This is a genomic window from Streptomyces sp. NPDC002926 (assembly GCF_053591755.1).
This window is the reverse complement of the sequence record NZ_JBSFUK010000038.1, coordinates 1-21,933: the sequence shown is the minus strand read 5'-3', so window position 1 is coordinate 21,933 and position 21,933 is coordinate 1. Positions and strand designations below refer to the sequence as shown.

Below are 21,933 nucleotides of genomic sequence, written 5' to 3'. Positions count from 1 at the left end.
TGATCGTGCCGGCGTACGCAGCCGACAGCGCGCTTGCCCGGTTCCGGGAGTCGGCCGGGCATTCGCTGACGATGATCCTGGTCGGGTTCATCATGGCGATGACCGCGCCGATCGAGCTGCTCTACGCGATCAAGCTGGGACTCAGCCCGGTCCTCGTCACAGTCTTCATCATGAGCTCCGCGGCCGGGCTGATCCTGGTCGACGTCCTGGGAACCCGGGTTGTCACCCGGATCGACGCTCGCTCAACGGCCGTGGTCGGGATGGTGCTCTTCGCGGTCAGCGAGGCCTGCTACGGGCTGGCTGACCGCGCGCCGGAGCTGATCGCCGCCCGGGTCGTCCAGGGCACAGCCAGCGCGGTGGTCGCCGGCGCGGCGCTACAGGTGACGGTGCGGATGCGCGCTCGCCCGCACCGCGCTCTCGGCTCGAACGCGAGCCTGCAGATGCTCGGCGGCTCCGTCGGCGCGCCGGTCGGCGGCATCCTGGCCACACGGCTCGCGGGGGTCGATGGCTACCGGCTCGCCTTCGCGGTCTGCTGCGGAGCCGGCCTGACGGCGGGCGCGCTGGTGGTCCTGCTGCTACCGCGCCTGCCGGCCTCGGACGAGCTCGGCAGACCCCGTATCGGCCTGCCCCGACTCGGGGTCCGCCGAGCATTCCGCGTCGCACTCGCGCTGGGGCTCTTCGGCAACTACCTGCGCAGTGGGATCGAAAACACCGCTTTCCCGCTGATCGGGGACGCAGCGGGTCTCACCGCCGCCGGCATCGGAATCTCCCTGGGCGTGCTCTCCATGGTGGAGATCGTGGTCCTCGGCACCTCGGGCACGCTGTTCGAGAAGGTCCCCCCGGCTCGAGCGCTCGTGTGGGCGTTCGGGCTCGGCGTGATCGCCCTGGGCGCGCTTCTGGCCGCACATTCGCTCGGTGGTTTCCTCGCCGCGGCTGTGCTGTTCGGACTCGTCGACGGAGTCGCTCTGGCAGCACCACCGGTGCTGGTCGTCGCCACCGGCCCGGACCCTTCGATCGCCGTGGCCACCTACCGGATCGCCTGCGGGGTGGGCTCGTTCAGCGGCTCGGGCAGCGTCAGCATGCTCTTCGGGGTGCTGGGGGCGACGGGGTGCGTGGTCGGCGGAGGGCTCGTCCTGCTGTGCGCGGCAGTGCTGGCCGGATCGAGTCCCCTGCGTGAAACGCGCGCGATACGCGCGCAATGAACCAGCAACGTGATTGCACTGTCAATGCCACCACCGAGAGGTGCACTTGTTCCCAATGGATCCCATCAGGAGCCCGTGACCGCAGGGTCGAGGACGAGCAGGATGAGGAGGAATCATGGCCATTGCTGAGCCCTACGTCGCCAAAGATCTGGTCCCGGTCGGGACCAGATTCGGTCAAGGCCTCAGACAGTATTTCCACGGCACGCCGGTGGCCGGCTGGGTCGCCTTCGCCGCACTGGCAGCGATGTTCTTCATCGCGATCTTCGCGGAAGCCATCGCGCCCTATGACCCCCTGGTGCCGGCCGGGGCACCGATGTCCGCGCCCGGATCCGGCTTTCTTCTCGGGACCGACACGGTGGGACGTGACGTGCTCAGTCGCGTGCTCGTCGGCATGTCCACGAGCTGGTGGGGCGCCCTGGCGGTCGTCGCCTCCGGTGTCCTCTTCGGTGGGCTGGTCGGTCTCGTCGCCGGGGCTGTCGGCGGCATCATCGACAACATCCTGATGCGGATCACCGACGTGTTCCTGGCACTGCCCGGGCCGATCCTGGCGGTCGCCGTGGTCGCGGCCCTTGGCCCGTCCTACTTCCACACCCTCCTCGGCATCTCGATCGTGTGGTGGCCGTTGTACACGCGCATCATCCGCGCCGAGGTACGCAAGCTGCGGGCCTCTCCCCACATGGAGGCGGCCAAGATCTCGGGGGCCGGACCGGTGCGCCGGCTCACCAGACACCTGCTGCCCGGAGCCATCCCGGTCACCATCGTCACTGCGAGCCTGGACGTGTCAGCGCTGGTGTTGATGCTCTCGAGCCTCTCGTTCCTCGGTCTGGGTGCGCCGCAACCCGCGCCGGAGCTGGGGGCTATGAGTGCCCAAGGCATGACCAACATCTTCAGCGCGTGGTGGATCCCCGTGTTCCCTGCTGCAGCCGTCGCCCTTATCGCCATCGTGAGCAACTTCGCCGGCGACGCACTCAGGGACCGCATCCGTGACCGCTGACAGGACAGGCCAACGTGAGGTGGCATCATGCTGATGACCTTGGGGCGTCGGTTGCTTGGAGCGCTTCCCGTCCTGATCGCACTGGTCCTGCTGGTCTTCGTCCTGCAGAAGGTGGCGCCGGTCGATCCCGTCGTGGCCCTGGTCGGGGAGAAGGCACCGCCGGAGGTGTACGAAGCCGCCCGCCGGCAACTGGGACTCGACAAGCCGGTGCCGGTGCAGTTCTTCCACTACCTGGGGAACGCAGTGCAGGGTGACCTCGGGACCTCGACGGTGACGCGCTCGCTCGTTGCGTCGGACATCGTGAAGTTCCTGCCGGTCACGCTTGAGCTCGTGTTCATGGCACTCGTGCTGATCGCCGTGATCGGGTTCTTCCTGGGGCTGGCCACGGCGCAGCGGTGGCGCGGATCGGGAGTGCTGCGGGTGGTGATGATCTCTGGCGCCTCGGTGCCCGTGTTCCTGGCCTGCCTGATCGCGATGCTGGTCTTCTACCGCTGGCTCGACCTTCTGCCGGTCACCGGCAAAACATCGGCGTACGACGCGCCGTCGGGCCCGACCGGATTCCTCCTGGTGGACAGCCTGGTGGCGGGTCGGCCGGGCCTGTTCCTCGACGGCTTGAAACATCTCATCCTCCCGGCGTTGTGCATCGCGATCGCACCTGCCGTGGCCGTTGGTCGCGTCCTGAGAAGCAGCCTGGAGGGCACCCTTCGAGCGGAGTACACCCGTACTGCCAGGGCCAAGGGCCTGAGCGGGAATCAGATCCTCGTCAAGCACGCACTCCGTAACGCCCTCGGCCCGGTGCTCGCATTGATGGGACTGCAGCTCGCCGGGATGATCGGGAACTGCATCCTGGTCGAGGCGATCTTTGCCAGACCCGGGATCGGCCTGTACATCTCACAGTCGATCGGCAAGGGAGACTTCAACACCATCGCCGGAATCACGCTGGTCGTCGGCCTCCTCTACGTGGTGGCCAACATCGTCGTCGACGTCCTCCAAGCGGCAGCAGATCCGCGGATCGCCGTCTGAGGCGCAATCGACCGGCAATGCATGAGAAGGGGCGCGGAAATCCGCGCCCCTTCTCATGTGCCCATGACCACTCCACTCGACATCCGCGAGGCAGACTCCCTCGAGCCCGACGTGGAGGTGGCCACCCAGTACCGTCCGGTGTACACGCGCGGGACCCTCCAACTGCTGGCACCCGTGCTCGACCGGCGAGAGCGCTTGCGTATCTGGCTCGGCGTCGGGTGCGCCGTCGTCGCGATGGGCCTGATGGGTCTCATCCCGCTGATCCAGCAGGTCGTTCTCGACGACACGATCCTCTCCGAGAGGCGTTCCCGAGCCAGCTGGATCGTGCTCCTGCTCGTCGCCGGACTCGCCGGCTTCGTGGCGAACTACCTGCGCCGCACGATCGGCGGGAGAGCCGCCGTGCGCGTCCAGCGGGACCTCCAGATCAAGCTGCACCGGCACATGCAGTACCTGGACGCCGCGCGGCGCGACGAGCTGCGTGTCGGGGACGTGATGTCGCGGGCGACATCGGACCTCACCTTGATCCAGATGTTCCTCCAGCAGATGGGACTGGCGTACGGCAACATCACCTTGCTCATCGTGTCGCTGGCCGTGATGGTCTACCTCTCCCCCCTCCTGGCAGCAGTGATGCTGGTGGCCGTACCCGTGTTCCTCGGTGTGGCCATGAGGTTCCGTAGCCGGTCGTTCCCCGCGAGCTGGATGGACCAGCGGTTCCAGGGCAGCGTGGCCGGGGTCGTGGAGGAGGCGGTCACCGGAGTCCGGGTCGTCAAGGCTTTCGGGCAGGAGGAGCAGGAGCAGGCGTCGCTCAACGACGAGGCGCGCAAGCTTTTCCAGTCCCGGCTCCGCACCGCGAGGATCAACGCGGTGTTCGGCGCCGGCCTGGATGCCATCCCCGGTCTCACCCAGCTGGCCATCCTCGGCTTCGGGGGCTGGCTTGTCATGGAGGACCAGGTCTCACTCGGCGTGTTCCTCGCCTTCTCCAGCTACGTCCTGCAGCTCGTTGCCCCGGTGCGCTTCCTGTCCGGCCTGATGGCCACCAGCCAGCAGGCGCGAGCGGGCGCCCAGCGGGTCGTCGAGCTGCTGTCGACGCAATCACGCGTGCAGGAGCGTCCCCACGCCGTCCGGCTGGAGAACCCCGAAGGGCTGCTCGAACTCGACCATGTCGACTTCCGTTACCCCGGTGGCGACTTGGTGTTGCACGACATCTCGCTGCGGGTGAACCCGGGGGAGCGGATCGCCGTCGTGGGGGCCTCGGGTTCGGGGAAGTCCACCCTGGCCCATCTCATCGCCCGGTTCCACGACCCCACGTCGGGAGTGGTGCGCATCGACGGCCGCGACATCCGCGAGTACAGCCTGACCTCGCTGCGTGCCGCGGTCGGGATGGTGTTCGAGGAAGGCTTCCTCTTCTCGACGACGATCCGCGACAACATCGCGTTCGGCAGGCCGACGGCCACCACCGACGAGGTGGAGCACGCGGCGGTCGCAGCCCATGCGCACGGCTTCATCGCCGGGCTCCCCGACGGCTACGACACCGTCGTGGGCGAACGCGGCTTCACCCTGTCCGGCGGGCAACGGCAACGACTCGCACTCGCCCGAGCGGCTCTGACCAGCCCCCAGGTGCTGATCCTTGACGACGCCACGTCGGCCATCGACGCGCGCACGGAGCACGCCATCCACCGCTCGCTGGGGGAGGTCCTCGCCCAGCGGACGACCGTGCTGATCGCCCACCGGCACTCGACCCTCCTTCTGGCGGATCGGGTCATCGTGCTCGACCACGGCCGGATCGTCGACGTCGGGACCACCGAAGAGCTGCTCGAGAGATCCCAGCTCTTCCGTGAGCTCCTGACCGGACCCGACGCGGACTTCGAGGCAGGGCCTGAGGAACCGGTCACCGAGCTGGACCCCGCCGCCTGGCCGGAGGACGTGTCACGGCTGGGCGCACCCAAGATCAGCAGCCACACCAGCGAGGCCGCCACGCGGGCGGCGTCCGGCTCGCACGGCCCCGGTATGAGTGGCGACACCTCGACCCTCGCCGGTTTGGCCACGGTGTCACCCACGCTGCTCCAGGCCGTGGAGCGCCTCCCCGAGCTGCGCGGCGAGCCCGACATCGACCTCGTAGAGGCAGTCGCGCCACACGACCAGTTCTCCATCGGGAGCGTCTTCCGGTCCTTCACCAAGCCGCTGTTGCTGGTCTCGGTCATGGTGGTCGTCGACGCCGTGTCGTGGATCGCGACGCCCGTGCTGATCAAGTTCGGCATCGACCACGGCGTCCTCCAGCACTCCCGCCAGATGCTCACCTGGGTCTGTGTCGTCCTCCTGGCCATCCAAGGCGTCATCTGGGTCAACAGCAGGGTGATGATCTACTCCGCCCAGCGCACTGCCGAGCGCATGCTGTTCGGGCTGCGGGTGCGTACGCTCGCGCACCTGCAACGACTGTCGCTCAATTACTACGAGCAGCACATGGCCGGCACGATCATGACCCGGATGACCTCCGACGTCGAGGCCTTCGCCCAGCTGTTGCAGCAGGGACTGCTGACCGCGATGGTGAGTCTGCTGTCGTGCGCCGGTATCGCCGTTGCCCTCATCATCTTCGACGTCCAGCTCGCCCTCGCCGTCTCGGCGGTGCTGCCGATCCTGGTGGTCACGACACTGTGGTTCCGCTCCGCTTCGGGGAGGACATACCTGACCGCGCGCCACCGGGTGTCGGTGCTCTACGCCACCATGCAGGAGAGCCTCGCCGGCGTCGCGGTCAGCCAGGCCTACTGCCGGCAGCAGGCGAACGGAGCGCGGTTCGCGACGCTGGCCGACTCCTACTGCGAGGCCCGGATTCGCTCGGCCGAGCTGATCGCCCGGTTCTTCCCGCTGCTCCAGCTGTTGAGCACCGTCGCCAAGGCCATCGCGCTCGCGGTCGGCGCCCCGCGTGTCATCGAGGGTGACCTGTCCTACGGGCTGCTGATTGCGTTTCTGCTCTACCTCGACCAGTTCTTCACGCCGATCCAGCAGCTGTCCCTCGTCTTCGACCAATGGCTACAGGCGAAGGTCGCGGTCGTCCAGCTGCGAGAGCTCCTGCAGACGCCGACGGGCACCCCGCTCGCCGAGGACCCCGTCGTCCCGGGGCGCCTGTCCGGCAGGATCTCCCTGGACCACGTGACGTTCGCCTACGAGAGCACAGGCCTGGTCGCGATGGACGACGTGAGCCTCGAGATCCCGCCCGGGCAGGTCGTCGCTCTGGTCGGCACCACCGGTGCAGGTAAGTCGACCCTGGTCAAGCTGGTGGCCCGGTTCTACGACGCCTCCGCGGGCACGGTGAGCCTCGACGGCATCCCGATCAAGCAGCTCGACCTGGCGGCCTACCGCCACCAACTCGGGTTCGTCCCCCAGGAACCTTTCCTCTTTTCGGGAACGATCCGTTCCAACATCGCCTACGGGAAGCCCGAGGCGCCCGACCTTCTCGTGGAGCGGGCCGCTCGCGCAGTGGGGGCACACGCCTTCATCGCCGAGCTGCCGCTCGGCTACCACACCCCGGTGAGCGAGCAGGGCCGGTCACTGTCGGCCGGCCAACGCCAGCTTTTGAGCCTGGCGCGGGCACTCCTCGTCGACCCCGCGATCCTGTTGCTCGACGAGGCGACGGCCAACCTGGACCTCGCCACCGAGGCACGCGTCCAGCGAGCGATGGGACTGGCCGCGAGGGGACGTACGACGCTGCTGATCGCGCATCGGCTCCAGACGGCACGAGCCTCCCAGCGCATCCTGGTCGTGGACAACGGGCTGATTGTCGAGGACGGCTCCCACGACGAGCTTCTCAAGCTGGGAGGCCACTATGCGGCGCTGTGGGCGGCGATGGTGACGAGTGCCGCCCACAGCCACGAGTGAAGGGCTGGACACGACGCCCGGTCGGGCAAGGCCGCAACGGTCGGCGGGCTCCCGGGGGGTGAGGTCATGGGCTGTCCTCCGGCAGGCTGATCGGCGTGGGTCAGGTCGATCGGACTGCGTGGGTCTGGAAGGCGATCAAGTCGCTCCGCAGCCGGAACTGCGACAGCGCCCTGGGCTGGCCCTGCTCGTCCTCCAGGACGTCCTCCAAGAAGAGCATGGGCGCTCCGACCTCCACACCCACCAACCACGCGGACTGCTCGTCGGCTGCGATCGCACCGATCGTCGTCGACTTGCTTCCGCGGATCCTGACGTCAAAGTGCTTCTCCAGGAACAAGATCGCGTCAGGTTCGTCGACAACGACTCCTCGGGACTCCTCGGGACTCAGCGCGACGTAGCTCACCGAGATGCCCAGCACCATCTCGTGCCGGAGGAGGAGTGACTCCATCATGAGCACGGTCCAGTCCCCCACGAGCTGCAGTCGCTCACGCACCAGGCCCGGGCAACCCAGGGTCTGGTACTCCAGGGCACGGAGCTGGGTGTGGATGGCCCTCTCGCCGCCGAACGCCTCGACGGGGGCGATGTGGTTGATCCGCAAGGTCGTCACACGGGCAGAGCGCGTGCCCCGCTTCGGGCTGCGCGTGACCAGACCGTCCTTGGCCAGAAGCTGCAGGACCGCACGCACCGTGTTGCGGCTCGCCGACAAGGCGCCGGTCAGCTCCCCCTCGACCAGGTACTGGCTCTCGCAACTGCTCTGGAGGGAGGAACGCAGGAGGTCGTAGGCCCTGCGCATCGAGTTGTTCAGCCGGTCCGGAGTCTGGCGGTGCCGTTGGTACAGCGTCTCGGGGCGCACCGGCCCGACAGGGTGGGTCGTCACCGCCGACCGCCACGGTTCTGCGGCGTGACGAGGCAACAGATCATCTGCACGAGGAAACCCCCTTCGAAGCGGCGGCCATCCAGCCTGATCATGGAAGCACGGGAGTGTTGCCTCAATCATCCTCAGATGCGACGTACATATTGCGCCATCGGTTGCCCTCTGGACAGCAGGTCGCCCCTCAGGGCTGGTCAGTAATGCCGTCGGAGACTCGCAGGCAGGCGTTCGAATTCAGCCAGAGCCGGGCGTCGGCGATGTCCTGGTGCATCCGCTTCACCAGCGCCTCGATGTCGGAGAAGCGGCGCTGCGGTCGAATCCTGTGGTCGAGACAGACCCGCAGCCACTGACCGTAGAGGTCACCGGAGAAGTCCAACAGGTGTGCTTCGAGGAGGCGGATCCCGTCGCGACCGTAAAACGTGGCCCTCCGGCCGACCGACACGGCTGCGCCGTACGTGTCGCCGTCGGGCAGCTGCACGAGCCCAGCCCACACTCCGTCGCTCGCGCTCTCGTCGCCCAGCACGATGTTGGCGGTGGGGAAGCCGAGCTCGCGGCCCCGCCGGTCGCCATGCTCGACCCGTCCCTCGATGAGCCCCACCTGCTTGGACGCTGTTCTGTCCGAATATCGACGAAGCCTCAGTCGCGCACCAAGCGGCACGCCGAGGACGGTGCTGGTCAAGGTCGAGTCCATCTTGTCTCTCCTGCGGCACGGGGGGAACGGTTGGGCCAAGGACCAGTGCGACGGATCCCCATTGCGGGCGAACAAGTCGGCGGTGACGTCTGGATTACGCCGTTGCGGGCTGTGATGCGCATCCCTGCCGGCGCGCCTCCGGACGTCGACAACGGCCACGGCATGCCTCCTCCCCGCCTCCCCGAAGCGCCAAGGCCAGCGCAAAGGACCGGCAACCAGAGAGTGACCCCAGAGCAACAGCGGCGCGCTTGACTCCCCGGCATGAAGTTCCGAGGCACTAGGTATCGTCGCTGGAACGGCCCTCGGCGTAAGACGCCGCGCGACCATCGCGTCATCGCATCGGACCGGGACACTCGTCGCACCCGGCTGCTGGTCGATGCCGCCCAGCAGGCCGACCCCACCGAGCTCAACCACGAGTGGCTGGCCGACCGAACGGGGGTACCCCTCGGCTACCTCGTCTGGCGGTATCCGACCGCCGCCGACCTGCGTGCCCTCAGGTCGCTGTCCACGTGAGCCGCGCTCCGGTCCGGAGGGCCGGCGAATCGACGGGCTCGATCAGAAGCTGCTCAGGTTCCCCCGGAGGTACGGCGAGTCTCGGCCATGACCTTGCAGAGCTCGTCCGCGACCTCGGCCGGCTCGAGTGCGTGGGACGTCGCTGTTATCTGGCGCAGCGTCCGGTTGGGGGTGTCCAGCTTGGCGGCCGGCGAGTTCTGGTGGCCGTTGGTCCCGAGGTGGCCGCCAGCTGCTGGATCGGCACGTCGACGTCGTAGCCGGAGAAGTCGACATCGGTGATGAACGCCAGCCCCGCGAGTCCGACCTCGGAGTTCTCCCGCATCCCGTCGTCATGCCGCTTCTTGCAGTCGACCGCCTCGGCGGTCGTCTCTCCCGGCAGGGCTTGGGCACGTTGGAGTGTTCGTCGTCCGGGAGCCAGCTCAGGTCGCTTGGGCACGTTGGAGTGTTCGTCGTCCGGGAGCCAGCTCAGGTCGGTGACCGGGCCACAGGCTCGGGAGACTCAGAAGCGGGCCAGGCCGGCATGACGCCGCAGCTGTCCGCACGTGCGGCAGATTCGGGGTGGCTGCTTCGGTGGACCGTGCGCGAGCACGATCCGCACCAGCCGGCGTCGTCTCGCAGATAGTCCGGCTTGCCGCAGCGGGCAGGGCTGTTGGGCCGCGTCCCGATGGGCTGAGCGGACCGCATGGCCGCACTGTTCGCCGACCCGCGAGCAGGGGATGCACCGCCGGTCCTGTTGGAGTACACGGTCCTTGTTGCAGGCCGGACATGGCGCCTTCGCTGCCTGCTCCTGCATCCGGCGCCAGCAGCGGCAGCAGTGCTGGCGGTCGCGATCGCCGACCGGAGCCCCGCAGGTGACGCAGCACGGTTGCCTCGGCCTCGCGGCCTTCGCCCACTTGGACGCATTGGACTTCCTCGTGCGGTTCAGTGATGCCCCCAGAGCCGCCGCTGCCGCGCCGCCCCCAAGTCCTGCTCGCCCGCGACCCGTTCACGACCGCGGACGAAACCGCGCTGCTGCGCGATCACCCCATCGACGTGCTGGTCACCACGGACAGCGGCGGTGCCGCCACGGCACCCGAACTCACCGCCTCTCCACCTGATGCGGCTCTTCGGGCTCAGCGACGGCGCCGCCACGTGCTACCTAAGCGCCGCGCACCCCGAGCGCACCAGCAAGCTGCCCCGATGATGGGACTTCCCCACAGCCCATGGTTTCGTGAATTCATCGTTCCGCGGCTGCATCTGTACGCCCATGGCAGACCCTCCTGGGCCGACGTACCGCCGTACGCGGCGCATCGCCGCTTCGCGAGGGGTGTCCGTCCACGGCGGACGACAAAAGCAAAGGCAAGGAGGTTACCCACTCCTTGCCACTCTCAACGTATAGCGCACCGGGGGGCTTGTGGCAAGACCCGGGTCGTGCCGCAGAATCGTCGGCCGAAGCCAGATCCTGCGGAAATGGAGTCTTCGTGATTGACGTGATCGTTGCCGGCGGCGGACCGACCGGCTTGATGCTGGCGGGCGAGTTGCGGCTGGCCGGCGTGCACGTGGTCGTGCTGGAGAAGTTGACCGAGCCGTCCGAGCGGTCCCGCGGGCAGGGCCTGCACGCGCGCAGCGTCGAGATGATGGACCAGCGCGGCCTGCTGGACCGGTTCCTCGCGGTCAGTGAGAAGTTTCAGGTCGGCGGTCTCTTCGGCGGCATCCTCAAGCCGTGGCCGGACCGGTTGGACACGGCGCACCCGTACGGCGTCGCCACCCCGCAGCCGGTCACCGAGCGGCTGCTCAACGAGCGCGCCGTCGAACTCGGTGCCGAGATCCGGCGCGGCTGCGAAGTTGTCGGACTGAGCCAGGACGAGGACGGGGTGACCGTCGAGCTGGCCAGTGGGGGCACCCCCGTCAATGAAGGCGTGGCCGCCGGGGGAGGGGGAGGCACGCACCTGCGCTCGCGCTACCTCGTCGGGTGCGACGGCGGCCGCAGTGCGGTGCGCAAGCTGCTCGGCGTCGGTTTCCCCGGCGAGCCCGCCAAGGTCGAGACGCTGCTGGGTGAAATGGAGGTGACCGAGGATCCGGCGACGATTGCTGCCGTCGTCGAGGAAGTCCGCAAGACTCAACTGCGGTTCGGCGTCGTCCCCAACGAGGACGGAGTGTGCCGCGTTGTCGTCCCCGCCGACGGGGTGGCCGAGGACCGTGCGACCGCGCCGACCCTCGAGGAGTTCAAGCAACAGTTGCGGGCGATCGCCGGCACCGACTTCGGCGTGCACTCGCCGCGCTGGCTGTCCCGGTTCGGCGACGCCACCCGGCAGGCCGAGCGCTACCGGGTCGGCCGGGTGCTGCTGGCCGGCGACGCGGCGCACATCCACCCGCCGACCGGCGGGCAGGGGCTCAACCTCGGCGTCCAGGACGCGTTCAACCTCGGCTGGAAGCTGGCCGCTGCGGTCAACGGCTGGGCACCGGAAGGGCTGCTGGACAGCTACCACGCCGAACGGCACCCGGTGGGCGCCCGCGTGCTGGAGAACACCCGCGCGCAGATCACGCTGCTGGGTACCGATCCGGGTGCGACCGCGCTGCGGGAGTTGTTCTCGAAGCTGATGGACTTCGAGGAGGTGAACCGGTACGTGACCGAGATGATCACCGCGGTCGACGTCCGCTACGAATTCGGCGAGGGCCACGAACTGCTCGGCCGGCGGATGCGGGACGTGGAACTGAAGCGGGGGCGCCTCTACGAGCTGATGCACGGCGGCCGCGGGCTGCTGCTCGACCAGACCGGCCGGCTCTCGGTGGCGGGCTGGGCGGATCGGGTCGACCACGTCGTCGACGTCAGCGAGGACCTGGACGTGCCCGCGGTACTGCTGCGGCCGGACGGCCACGTGGCGTGGGTCGGTGAAGATCAGCAGGCTCTGCTCGGCCGGCTGACACAGTGGTTCGGCGCTGCCGCCGGCTGAGCGACCTCCGGGTGGCCGAGCCCCCCGGCCACACCGAAATCCGGCAGCCGTCGACTGGCCGTATGAGGTCCGCATATCGTCAGATGCCCGCGTGGACCAAGGTGGCCGCCACGGCGAGAGACAGCAGCGAGACTGCGACCACTTCCAGGACGAGCGAGCAGAGGAGCAGCCGTGCAGCGGAGCGGTTCGCGCCGCGCAGGCCGTCGAGCAGGTCCAGCCGGGCACTCTGCGATGCCGAGAAGGCATCGGGACCGGGGTTGTCCCAGGCTTCCCGCAACCATCGCGTACTGAGGGTGGAATGGCGGCGCGGGATGTTCACGCTCAGTGCTGTGACGGCGGCGGCGATGAACAGGGCGAGTGCGGCGATGGTCAGGGCCGCAACGGATGCAGGCACGTGGCCCTTGGAGTCCCGGCCGCTGACCGAGGCAGCTCCCAGGGCGAGCGCGACCAGCACACCGCTGCTGCTCACCACCGCATTGCCGCGCTGGATGAGTGATTCCTTGATCTTGCGTTCCTCGCTGAGCTGATCCTCCAGCAGTGCGACAAGGACCTGCCTGCCGTTGCTTTCCGGCGTTGCCATCAACCCACCTTCCGCGGCCGGTCAGGCGCGGCCCATGGTCATCGGACGCGTCCGGCCTTCGCGGCGTTTGAGGTAGGTGAATGACCAGTCGTGGAGAGAGCGCGGCGGGTTCAGAGGCTGTGTCTCCAGGGGGGCCAACAGATCCTGCCCCACACGGAGTACGGCGTCCGAGAGACTCAACTCGTCCACCAGCTGCCTCAACGGTCTCATCTCGTCGCTGAGTTCGGCCAGCCTGGCGCGCAGTCGCGGAATCTCCTCGAGGCCCGCCGGCCGGGTGATCTCCGGGCGGCCTTCGCCGGGAGGTCCGTTGTCGAGTTTGGAAATGACGCGTCGCAGACGTCTGCGAATGCCACTACGGATGTTCTGCCGGTCCAGTTCCGACTCCGGGGGCAGTACGTCCATCACCTGGCGCAGCTTCTCGGCGAGGCCCCGATCCGAATACCCGGTGTCCCTGATGGCGGCGAGCCGGCCGCGGCAGTCCGCGATCAGATCGGGGGCCAGGTGCTCCACAGCGCCAAGGTGCCGCCCGAGGGCATCGATCTGCACGGGCCATTCGATGGGCACGTAGCTGACGGCGTTCTGGTAGCGCACTCGTTCCTGCGTCAGCCTGCTCAGTCTCCAGTCGGTTGTTCTCTCCTCCCGAAGAAGCTCCGCGAGTTGGGAGGGCGCGGGGCCCATGTGCACGATGAGCTGCCTGAACAGGCGGTAGACCGAAAGGGATTCCTCCACGGCGAGAAGCGTGCCGTGCCGCTCCCGCATGCTCAGCACGAGAAGGCAGGGCAGGAGTGACTCGTGGATTCCGAAGAATGCCGCCGCGCTGGTGGTCGCCCGTGTCCACCCCCTTTCGTGTACGTCGGCGGAGTGCGGTCTGCTCCCTGCCGCCTGACCGAATTCGCCATAGGCGTCCTCCCGCTCCAGGGATCTCCAGAACGCGGTTTCGAAGGTCGCGTCGTCCCGTAACGAGGGCAGGTTCAGCGTCATGCCCGCGACGCCCGCGGCCTGCGGCCTGCGAGGGTGCTGGACACCCCCGCCCGTAATCGGCCCATCGTGGTCCGGAGGCGCTATGGGGCACAGCACCGCCAGCGACGCACCGGTCACATCGTGCACGCTCGTCCAGTCATGGTTGAGTTCGTCGTGCTGGGTGCGGGCGTCGGCCGTGCGGGCCAGCAACAGCACGGTACCCAGGTAGCCGCTCGTAGCGGAGGCGGACAGCAGGTGTCTGAGGAACGCGTTGACCGGTAACGGAGTGACCAGCACCGAGCCTCCTGTCTGCGAGACGGGAAGCAGCGCCCGCCGGTGTGCTCCCACCGCAGCAGTTTCGGGGAGGGGAGGCAGTCGGCGCGGGTGGTGACCGGTTCTGGTGGAAGTCTTTCGTCTTCGGACCTTGTGCCGGCCCGACAGGATCGACCCAGCCGTCAGTCGGGGCCGGCGTGCCTGTTCCGAACATGGCCGAGGTCGATCGGTGTTGAGGGCACAGGGCCGGGAGTTGTCTACGGCATGTAGGCCAGCACGTACGTACCAACTCCGCCGGCCAGGCAGAGAAACGTGGCGCCGGGATGCCAGGCGACCCCGGTCAGGTCGCTGGCAACGCGCAGGGCGCAGTGGCGGCGACCGGTGGCCACCTGCCACAGCCGCACCGTTTGGTCGCGGCCGACTGTTGCGAGCAGCGCGCCGTCGGGTGAGAACGCGCAGTTCTCCACCCAACTGGAATGGCCGGTCAGCACAGCCTGTTCGGTGCCGTCGGAGATCTGCCAGAGCCGCACCGTGCGGTCGTCGCTGGTGGTGGCGAGCAGAGTGCCGTCCGGGGAGAAGGCACAGTCGTTCACGTGGTCGGTGTGGCCGCTCAGCACCATGTGTTCGGTGCCGTCGGCGACTCGCCACAGCCGTGCCGTGCCGTCGTGGCCCGCGGTGGCGAGCAGGGTGCCGTCCGGGGAGAAGACGCAGCCGGTTATCCCGTCGGTGTGGCCGGTCAGCACCAACTGCTCGGTGCCGTCGGCGATCTGCCAGAGCCGCACTGTGCGGTCGTTACTGGCGGTGGCGAGCAGGGTGCCATCAGGAGAGAACGCACAGCCACGCACCCAGCCGGTGTGGCCGCTCAGCACCGTGTGTTGGGTGCCGTCGGCGACTCGCCACAGTCGTGCCGTGCGGTCGTTGCTCGTGGTGGCGACCAGGGTGCCGTCCGGGGAGAAGGCGCAGCTGTGGACTCGGCTGGTGTGGCCGGTGAGGATTGCTTGTTCGGTGCCGTCGGTGGTGTGCCACAGTCGTGCCGTGCCGTCGCCTCCTGTGGTGGCGAGCAGCGTGCCGTCGGGGGAGAAGGCGCATCTGTATACCCGGGCGTGGCCGGCCAGCACGGCCACGGTGGCACCGCTCGCCACCTGCCAGAGCCGTGCAGTTTGATCGTTGCTGGTGGTGGCGATCAATGTCCCGTCGGGAGAGAACGCGCAGCCGCGTACCCAGGCTGTGTGGCCGGTGAGGATTGCTTGTTCGGTGCCGTCGGTGGTGTGCCACAGCCGTACCGTGCCGTCGCCTCCTGTGGTGGCGAGCAGCGTGCCCTCGGGGGAGAAGGCGCAATTCTCCACCCCGCTGGAATGCCCGGTAAGGATTGCTCGTTCGGTGCCGTCGGCGGTCTGCCAGAGTCGCGTGGTCCGGTCATCGCTACTGGTGGCCAGCAGGGCACCGTCCGGAGAGAACTCACAGGCAGTCACGGTGTCGGTGTGGCCGGCGAGCACCCTCTGTTCGGTTCCGCGAGGTAATTGCCACAGTCGTGTTGTCCGGTCGTTGCCGGCGGTGGCCAGCAGGGCGCCGTCCGGGGAGAACGCGCAACTGGTCACCGCGTCGGTGTGACCGGTGAGTACGGTCTGCTCCCTGCCGTGGGGGATCTGCCACAGCCGCACGGTGTGGTCACTGCTGGCGGTGGCCAGTAGCGTGCCGTCGGCGGAGAACGCGCAGCTGTGCACCCAGTCCGTATGCCCGGCCAGGACCGCTCGTTGGGTGCCGTCGGGGATCTGCCACAGCCGCACCGTGTGGTCGTCGCTGGCGGTGGCAAGCAGGGTGCCGTCGGGGGAGAACGCGCAGTCCCAGACTCCGCCGGTGTGGCCGGTGAGTACGGCTTGTTCCCTGCCAGTCGGGAGCTGCCACAGCCGCACGGTGTCGTCGTTGCCGGCGGTGGCGAGCAGGGTGCCGTCGGGCGAGAACGCGCAGCTGATTACCCCGCCGACGTGTCCGGCCGGGCGTGGCCGGGCGGGGTCGGTCTGATCGGGTAAGGGCCAGGCGGGCTCCAGCCGGGGCCGGGGAAGAGTGTCTTGATAGCGGCGCAGGGTCGTCTCCAGTCGAGGCAGGCCGTGGAGTCGGCTGGCCAGCGTCGCACCCAGCGCCTCTGGTGGATCTGTCGGGCCGAGGAGACAAGCGGCGCGTTCGAGTACGGCCCGCAGCGTGTCGGTGCTGGGGCTGTCCACCATCGCAAGGTCGGCGGTGACTCCCACCACCGAGCCGAGCCTGCGGGTCTTGGCCTCCACCCACCGCAGGTCGCCCACCAGTGCGGTCAGCTGTTCACTTTCGCCTGCTGCGGCCAGATGCAGCGGCACATGGCGCCACAGATAGTCGGCGTCGGCAGGCAGGGTCCACCACGGCCGTTCCCGGCCGCCATTCCCGTGGGCCAGCAGCCCGCAGGCGGCGGTGATCAGCCGCCGGTGTGCCTCCGCCCGGTCCTCGGCACTGACGTGCGTGTGCAGGAAGGCACGGATGACATCGTGCAGTACCAGGCGGGGCCCGGGGGCATCCAGCCGGTAATCCGCGACCAGCCCCAGACCGGTCAGTTCCTCGCACAGGCGGTCGATGCGTACCCCGGGCCAGAGCAGTTCGAGCACTTCCAAGGGGATGGCAACGTCTTCGGGGAAGATGGCCAGATCGAGGTAGCGGTGCCGGTCTTCCGGCGCCAGCAGTGCCAGGCTGGCCTCGACGGTGGCGGCCACCGCCCGGCTGCGCAGAGCCGGTCGGGCCGGGTCGAACGCGGCCGGCCCGTCAGCTGCCAGGGTGCGCAGGATCTGGTCGGCCGCCTCCCGCGCCGATTGCCCCCGGTCCATCCGTCGGCGCAGGACACCGTTGAGCAGATTGAGCAATACGGGCCACCGCCCGGCCGCCTGGGCCAGCCGCTGCGCTGTGTCAGCGGGTAGCCCGGTGACGCCGTCGGCGAGCAGCAGCCGGGCCTGAAAGAGGGACATGGCGTCCACCGTGATGTGCGGCCTGCCGGGAGGCAGCAGGTCGGGGATGCGAGTGGTGATCAGCCGGGTGCAGCATCGCCCGCCGAATCGGAACGGTCGCAGTTGCGCCTCGTGCCACATGTCGTCGATGACCAGCAGCACCGGCTGCCCGTGCTGGTCGAGCAGGCGACCCAGCTCGGCTCCGGCCGCGTCCGGGTCGGAGAGTACCGGCCGGTGGCCGCTCAGTGCCCAGGCCAGATCGTTGACCCGCTCGGCCAAGTCCGCGCCGTGGATCTCCTGGCCCAGAGTCACCCACAGCAGACCGCCCGGATAACGTTCCGCGATCTCGGGCCGGTGGCACACCCACGCCGCGAGGGTCGTCTTGCCGAACCCTCCCGCTCCCCGGAGCCCGGTGGTCATGCCGACCTCGCTCGGTTCCGGTGCCGTCAGCTCGGCCAGCAGTCGGCCGGCCAGCTCGGGACGCTCGATCATCCTGTCCAGCGGAGGAGCCATCCAGGGCCGCTCATGATTTCCGCCCGCATGCCCATGTCTGTGGCCCCCGCCCCGGCCCCCATCAGGACTGCGTTGAGGTGTCGCATGCGGTTGGCTCGCACGCCATGCCTCCAGCCCGGCCCACGCCGCGATCACCACCGACAGACCGGCACCAACCGACCAAGTCCACTGCGACGTGGCCACGTTGGCCAGCACCCCCGCGCCGAATCCCAGCAGCGTCGACGTTGCGGCCGCCGTGCCCTGCGTGGACGACCCCCGCTCCACCCGCACCAACCCCCACCCCGGCCTGCACCTCACCTGCCCGCCGCGACCCGCCGTACGGGCACGGTATCGATCGCCATCATGTCTGCGGCGCCGAACGGTCAAGAATGACGGTCCTGGCTTGCGGACTTCCACCGGCCGCTCGGCGGTGCCGCGTGGCCGGATTGACGGCATCCTGACAGGCAGCGGCCCACCGGTAGTTGGCCGGCTGCTGTGCCGGGTCCGGCCGGCGCGCCCGGACTGTTTCCCCGGCGGACGCTTCACAGGGCGCTCCTCAGCCCGGCGCTGAGCGGAGGAGCGATCCGGCAACCCGTCGCAAGATGGGCGCCGACTGCGAGGGGCCATTACGGCGTTTGCGGTGTGGAGCTGTGGCCAATCTGAGTTACGGACCGTGCTGAAGGCGCTGCGTAGTGCGAACGAGGAGCGTCGTAGCCTCTAGAGTTCCGTCATGGACCTGGGCATGGCGCTCACCCTGATTGGCACTCTCACGGGCGTAGCGAGCGTGCTGGTGGCGGTGGTGCAGATGCGGCAATCGCCAACTCCGGCGCTCGAGGGGGAATCCGGCCGAGTTCATGGGAACGGCACTGACGAGGACCGACGGATACCGGCTTCGGACGACTCCCCTCCCCGAACCGTCACCCCTGTCCGACCCGCACGCACACTCTGTGCCCCTACCGGCCGACTTGGGGAAGTGCATGGCCGGGAGGAGCTACTGGCCCGGCTGAACCACCGGTTCTCCGCGCCCGATGGCCGGTTTCAGGTGTTGGCCGGCCTCGGAGGTACGGGAAAGACGACCGTCGCCCTTGCGCTGGCCGATCGGGCGGAGAGTCAAGGGGCCAGAGTGTGGTGGGTATCGGCCACGGAGAAGGCATCCCTGATGGGCTCGCTCCTCGGACTGGCCGTCACACTGGGTGCTTCTCCGAACCACGTGGAGGAAGCACGAGCAGGGGCTCGCGATCCGGCCGATGTTCTCTGGGAACGTCTGGAGGCGGAGAGCGGGTGGCTCCTCGTCTTCGACAACGCGGACGACATGGACGTCATCGCGCTCGGGGACACTGCCGTGGGCGACGGCAGCGGATGGATTCGTCCGACTCGTGCCGGGCTGATCGTCGTGACGAGCCGGGTCGTGGAGCGAAGGGTCTGGGGCCGGCACGCCGATGTTCACCAGCTGGGATGCCTGGATGCCGCAACCGGTGCCCGCGTGCTTCTCGACCTGGTGCCGTGGGCCGGCACAGCGGCGGAAGCAGGTGCGTTGTCACAACGCCTTGGGGGCCTGCCCCTCGGTTTGCGCCAGGCGGGAGTGTATTTGGGTTCGCCGTTTGCCGCCGAGCGCTCCTTCACCACGTACCTGGAAGGACTCAACGATCGTTTTCCGGCCCTGCTGAGCACGGGCAGTGAGCCCCGATCGGAGGTGACCCAGACGTGGGAAGTGTCCCTGGACGCCTTGGCGGCCCAAGGCAGAGCGCAAGCCCGCCGGCTTCTCAGGGTGCTGTCGTGCTTCGCCCCCTCGGTGGAAATCGGGTCTCCGCTGATGGACCTGAACACGCTGAGCGAGTGTCTCGGCGGGCCTGGCACGGCCGAAGTCCGCGCGGGGCTCGAGGCGTTGCTCTCGGTGGGCCTGCTCGAGTGGGGAGCAAGCCCCAACCGCCGGGCAGACGCCGGAGTTGTGGTGCACCCGCTCGTCGCAGCAGCCAGCCGCCAGCACCTGACCGTCCAAGCCGCCTCGGCGGCAGCCTCGTTGATCCGCAGCGCCACCGACCGTCTACGACACGACAACCCGGAGGATTGGTCGGTCTGGCTGAGCGTCTTCCCTCACGTGCAGTCTCTGCTCACCTTGAGCCCCGCGGTACTGGACGACGACGGACTCGCCACCATCGCGTGGGCTGTCGTACAGACGTGTTCTGCGTTGCGGTGGAGCGGTGCCTGGGCCGCTCCGGAGGAACTTGCGAGGTCAGCACTCCACCAGGCGGAACAACTCGGCCCGGATCACGAGGCGGTCCTCGCCCTTCGGTACCAGCGGGCCGTCTCCGCCGTCTATCAAGGACGCTACGGGGAGGCTGAGTCCGAGCTGCAGGACATTCTGAGGGCCCAGCTCTGCTCACTCGGCCCGGATCACCCGGCCACGTTGACCACACGGCACGAGGCCGCTCACGTTCTGGTGGAACAGAGCCGCCTGGCGGAAGCGGAGGCCGCCTGCCGCGCCGTATTGCTGGATCAGCACAGAGTGCTGGGGCCCGACCATCCCCAAACGCTCGCCACGCGGCACTGGCTGCTGCGTGCTGTCGGCGAACAAGGGCGTCCCGCAGAGGCAGAGGCCGGCTACCGCGAGGTTCTTCAGACTCGGATCCGGGTCCTCGGCCCTGAGCATCCCTATACCTTGATGACCTACAACAACCTGGGTCTGCAGATTGCTCACCAGGGCCGCTTCGCCGAAGCGGAGGCCGTGTTCAGTGAACTTGTCGATACCCGGGTGCGCGTCTTCGGCCCTCAGCACCCGTACACCTTGCAGGCGCGCTCCAATCGAGCCTGGGTGGTGACGTGCCTCGGGCGATACGCGGAAGCGGAAAGCGAGCTCCGCAGCGTCCTGGACATCGAGCGACGGGTACTCAGCCCGGACCATACGAACGCACTCGACGCCCGCTGCGAACTTGCTCAGGCGATTGCGGGGCAAGGCCGCTATGAAGAGGCCGAATCGGAACTGCGTGAGGTCATCGAAGCGGAGATCCGGGTCCTTGGACCCGATCACCACCTCACGGGGGACGCACAGTACGAGCTCGCCCTGACGCTTGTCCGGCTGGGCCGGCATCAGGAAGCAGCGGAGGAGCTCCGATCACTTCTTGCCGTACGGACGCGAACGCTGGGAACCGATCACCCGAGGACTGTGGCCACGAGAGAGTCCTTGTCCTCCCTGGATTCACGGGATGGCTAGGTGACCGGGGCCTGTAGCGCTGGATGTGCAGAGGAGATGGCCTCCGGCAGTTTGGTGCCGGTCTCCAGGACCATCCGGATGCGGCACAGGCGTCGTCCTGCCCGGGCTCCGGGTGCTGGGAACGTTCGTCCACCGCTGGTCAGGAGCTGCCTGACCGGGTGAATGTCTACTATTTCCCGGTTCTGGTGAAGCGTCGCGTGCCAGACTGATGCAGGGGGGAAGCGGCACCTGAGACGCGGGGCGTCGCGTCTGTTCCCGGAGCGCCGCGCGCAATGTGCTCGGGAGGATCGCCGAAACATCCGCACTGGCCCGGTTGCTCCGTGACGCGGCATCAGGGCGTGGCAGTGCGTTGTTCATCATAGGAGAACCGGGGCTGGGACGGACCACCCTGCTGCGCAGAATTCTCACCCTCGACGACACGCTGCGGTCGGTGTCCCTCGCGGGCACCGCCGCCGAATCGGGACTGCGCTACGCGGGCCTGCACCAGGTCGTCCAGGCGCACCGCTGCTATCTGCCACAGCTCCGCGCACCCCAGCGCGATCTGCTCGGCCACCTCTTGGCCACCGGGCACGACCGGCCCGGTGACAGCGGTCTCGCGGTCGGTGCCGCGGCCCTCGGTCTGCTCGGCGCCGCGGCCGCCCGGCGTCCTCTGCTGCTCGCGATCGACGATGCGCATCTGCTGGACGCCCCGTCCATGGAGGTGCTGCTCTTCGTGGCCCGGCGCATCGCGGGCGAGCCGATCGCCATGCTCCTCACCGCGGAACACCGCTACTCCGCCGCCACGTCCGCAATCCGCCCGGCCCTCACCGGCGTACCGGAGCTGCGACTGGGACCGCTGGACCCGGCCGACGCGCGGATCCTGCTCCAGCGGTCCGCCCCGTACCCGCTCCGGCGTTACGTCGCCGAGCGGCTGCTCGCCGTCGCGGAGGGCAATCCGCTCGCGCTCACCGAACTGCCGGCGGTCCTCACACCGGGCCAGTGTGCGGGAAACCTGCCGCTGGACGACCCGCTCACCCCCGGTGAGCGGCTGCGCGACTCCCTTCTGCCGACGCTTGCCCGGCTCCCTGACACCGCCCGCGCCGCCCTGCTGGTGCCCGCTGCGGCGGGCGACGGCCGCAGCGGCGCCGTCCAGCGCGCACTGGCGCTGCTCGGTCATGAGCCCGACGCGCTGCTGCCCGCCGAAGAGGACGGCGTTCTCGAACTGCGCCGGGGGCGGCTGGTCTTCGCCGACCGGCGGCTTCGTCTGGTCGCGTACCACGACGCCTGTGCGTCGCGGCGGCGCGCCGTCCACCGGGTGCTCGCGCAGGTCCTGCACGGCACGGCCGCGGCACGCCACCTGGCCGCCGCGCACATC

The 21,933-nt window shown here is 68.7% G+C and carries 14 protein-coding genes and 1 pseudogene; 9 read left to right on the top strand and 6 right to left on the bottom strand.

Annotated elements, in window-relative coordinates; translation table 11 throughout:
- Window positions 1–5 precede the first annotated feature (5 nt).
- The 4 genes from ACWDZ6_RS30510 (at window position 6) to ACWDZ6_RS30495 (ending at window position 7,092) form a co-directional block, all read left to right on the top strand.
- Window positions 6–1,202, top strand: a complete 1,197-nt coding sequence (locus ACWDZ6_RS30510) for an MFS transporter (RefSeq protein ID WP_451505408.1) — start codon at window positions 6–8, stop codon at window positions 1,200–1,202.
- 115 nt (window positions 1,203–1,317) lie between these two features.
- Entirely contained in the window at window positions 1,318–2,196 is an 879-nt protein-coding gene (locus ACWDZ6_RS30505) for an ABC transporter permease (RefSeq protein ID WP_451505407.1), read from the top strand.
- 27 nt (window positions 2,197–2,223) lie between these two features.
- Window positions 2,224–3,219: an ABC transporter permease gene (locus ACWDZ6_RS30500; RefSeq protein ID WP_451505406.1), complete on the top strand. Its 996-nt coding sequence runs from the start codon at window positions 2,224–2,226 to the stop codon at window positions 3,217–3,219.
- A 63-nt stretch (window positions 3,220–3,282) separates the two neighbouring features.
- A complete protein-coding gene (locus tag ACWDZ6_RS30495) occupies window positions 3,283–7,092 on the top strand; it encodes an ABC transporter ATP-binding protein (RefSeq protein ID WP_451505405.1) in 3,810 nt (1,269 codons plus the stop codon).
- A 100-nt stretch (window positions 7,093–7,192) separates the two neighbouring features.
- On the opposite strand, the gene ACWDZ6_RS30490 is transcribed toward ACWDZ6_RS30495, so the two are convergent.
- Both ACWDZ6_RS30490 and ACWDZ6_RS30485 read right to left on the bottom strand, forming a co-directional pair.
- Window positions 7,193–7,966 carry a GntR family transcriptional regulator gene (locus tag ACWDZ6_RS30490; protein WP_451505404.1) on the bottom strand — a complete coding sequence of 258 codons (774 nt, stop codon included), beginning with the start codon at window positions 7,964–7,966 and terminating at the stop codon, window positions 7,193–7,195.
- Between the two features lie 178 nt (window positions 7,967–8,144).
- The gene (locus ACWDZ6_RS30485) at window positions 8,145–8,651 is read right to left on the bottom strand and encodes a riboflavin kinase (RefSeq protein WP_451505403.1); all 507 of its coding nucleotides are present in this window, start codon (window positions 8,649–8,651) and stop codon (window positions 8,145–8,147) included.
- Between the two features lie 261 nt (window positions 8,652–8,912).
- Between ACWDZ6_RS30485 and ACWDZ6_RS30480 the strand changes: the two genes are divergently transcribed.
- Complete coding sequence (locus ACWDZ6_RS30480; RefSeq protein ID WP_451505402.1) at window positions 8,913–9,164, top strand: hypothetical protein; 252 nt, start codon at window positions 8,913–8,915, stop codon at window positions 9,162–9,164.
- A gap of 145 nt (window positions 9,165–9,309) precedes the next feature.
- Here the strand turns inward: ACWDZ6_RS30480 and ACWDZ6_RS30475 are convergent, their stop codons facing one another.
- Window positions 9,310–9,600 carry a hypothetical protein gene (locus ACWDZ6_RS30475; protein WP_451505401.1) on the bottom strand — a complete coding sequence of 97 codons (291 nt, stop codon included), beginning with the start codon at window positions 9,598–9,600 and terminating at the stop codon, window positions 9,310–9,312.
- Window positions 9,601–10,027: 427 nt separating this feature from the next.
- On the opposite strand from ACWDZ6_RS30475, the pseudogene ACWDZ6_RS30470 reads away from it, so the two are divergent.
- Window positions 10,028–10,307: pseudogene (locus ACWDZ6_RS30470) on the top strand (precorrin-6A/cobalt-precorrin-6A reductase); the annotation flags it as partial.
- Between the two features lie 317 nt (window positions 10,308–10,624).
- Window positions 10,625–12,097 carry a rifampin monooxygenase gene (gene rox, locus ACWDZ6_RS30465; RefSeq protein ID WP_451505400.1) on the top strand — a complete coding sequence of 491 codons (1,473 nt, stop codon included), beginning with the start codon at window positions 10,625–10,627 and terminating at the stop codon, window positions 12,095–12,097.
- Between the two features lie 79 nt (window positions 12,098–12,176).
- Here the strand turns inward: rox and ACWDZ6_RS30460 are convergent, their stop codons facing one another.
- The 3 genes from ACWDZ6_RS30460 to ACWDZ6_RS30450 form a co-directional block, all read right to left on the bottom strand.
- Window positions 12,177–12,677 (bottom strand): hypothetical protein, encoded by a 501-nt coding sequence (locus ACWDZ6_RS30460; RefSeq protein WP_451505399.1) that lies wholly within the window; start codon window positions 12,675–12,677, stop codon window positions 12,177–12,179.
- Window positions 12,678–12,698: 21 nt separating this feature from the next.
- Entirely contained in the window at window positions 12,699–13,985 is a 1,287-nt protein-coding gene (locus ACWDZ6_RS30455) for a hypothetical protein (protein ID WP_451505398.1), read from the bottom strand.
- Between the two features lie 182 nt (window positions 13,986–14,167).
- Window positions 14,168–17,389: an NB-ARC domain-containing protein gene (locus tag ACWDZ6_RS30450; RefSeq protein WP_451505397.1), complete on the bottom strand. Its 3,222-nt coding sequence runs from the start codon at window positions 17,387–17,389 to the stop codon at window positions 14,168–14,170.
- 709 nt (window positions 17,390–18,098) lie between these two features.
- Here ACWDZ6_RS30450 and ACWDZ6_RS30445 point away from each other — a divergent pair.
- Both ACWDZ6_RS30445 and ACWDZ6_RS30440 read left to right on the top strand, forming a co-directional pair.
- Window positions 18,099–20,579, top strand: coding sequence for a tetratricopeptide repeat protein (locus ACWDZ6_RS30445; protein ID WP_451505396.1), 2,481 nt, complete (start codon window positions 18,099–18,101; stop codon window positions 20,577–20,579).
- Window positions 20,580–20,853: 274 nt separating this feature from the next.
- A partial coding sequence (locus ACWDZ6_RS30440; RefSeq protein WP_451505395.1) for an AAA family ATPase occupies window positions 20,854–21,933 on the top strand: 1,080 nt, incomplete at its 3' end.

Bases quoted from the DNA above. Each gene is read 5' to 3' on its own strand.
- ACWDZ6_RS30445 (WP_451505396.1), top strand. From the start codon at position 18,099: ATGGACCTGGGCATGGCGCTCACCCTGATTGGCACTCTCACGGGCGTA.
- ACWDZ6_RS30450 (WP_451505397.1), bottom strand. From the start codon at position 17,389: ATGGCTCCTCCGCTGGACAGGATGATCGAGCGTCCCGAGCTGGCCGGC.
- ACWDZ6_RS30485 (WP_451505403.1), bottom strand. From the start codon at position 8,651: ATGGACTCGACCTTGACCAGCACCGTCCTCGGCGTGCCGCTTGGTGCG.
- ACWDZ6_RS30500 (WP_451505406.1), top strand. From the start codon at position 2,224: ATGCTGATGACCTTGGGGCGTCGGTTGCTTGGAGCGCTTCCCGTCCTG.
- ACWDZ6_RS30480 (WP_451505402.1), top strand. From the start codon at position 8,913: ATGAAGTTCCGAGGCACTAGGTATCGTCGCTGGAACGGCCCTCGGCGT.
- ACWDZ6_RS30505 (WP_451505407.1), top strand. From the start codon at position 1,318: ATGGCCATTGCTGAGCCCTACGTCGCCAAAGATCTGGTCCCGGTCGGG.
- ACWDZ6_RS30495 (WP_451505405.1), top strand. From the start codon at position 3,283: ATGACCACTCCACTCGACATCCGCGAGGCAGACTCCCTCGAGCCCGAC.
- ACWDZ6_RS30460 (WP_451505399.1), bottom strand. From the start codon at position 12,677: ATGGCAACGCCGGAAAGCAACGGCAGGCAGGTCCTTGTCGCACTGCTG.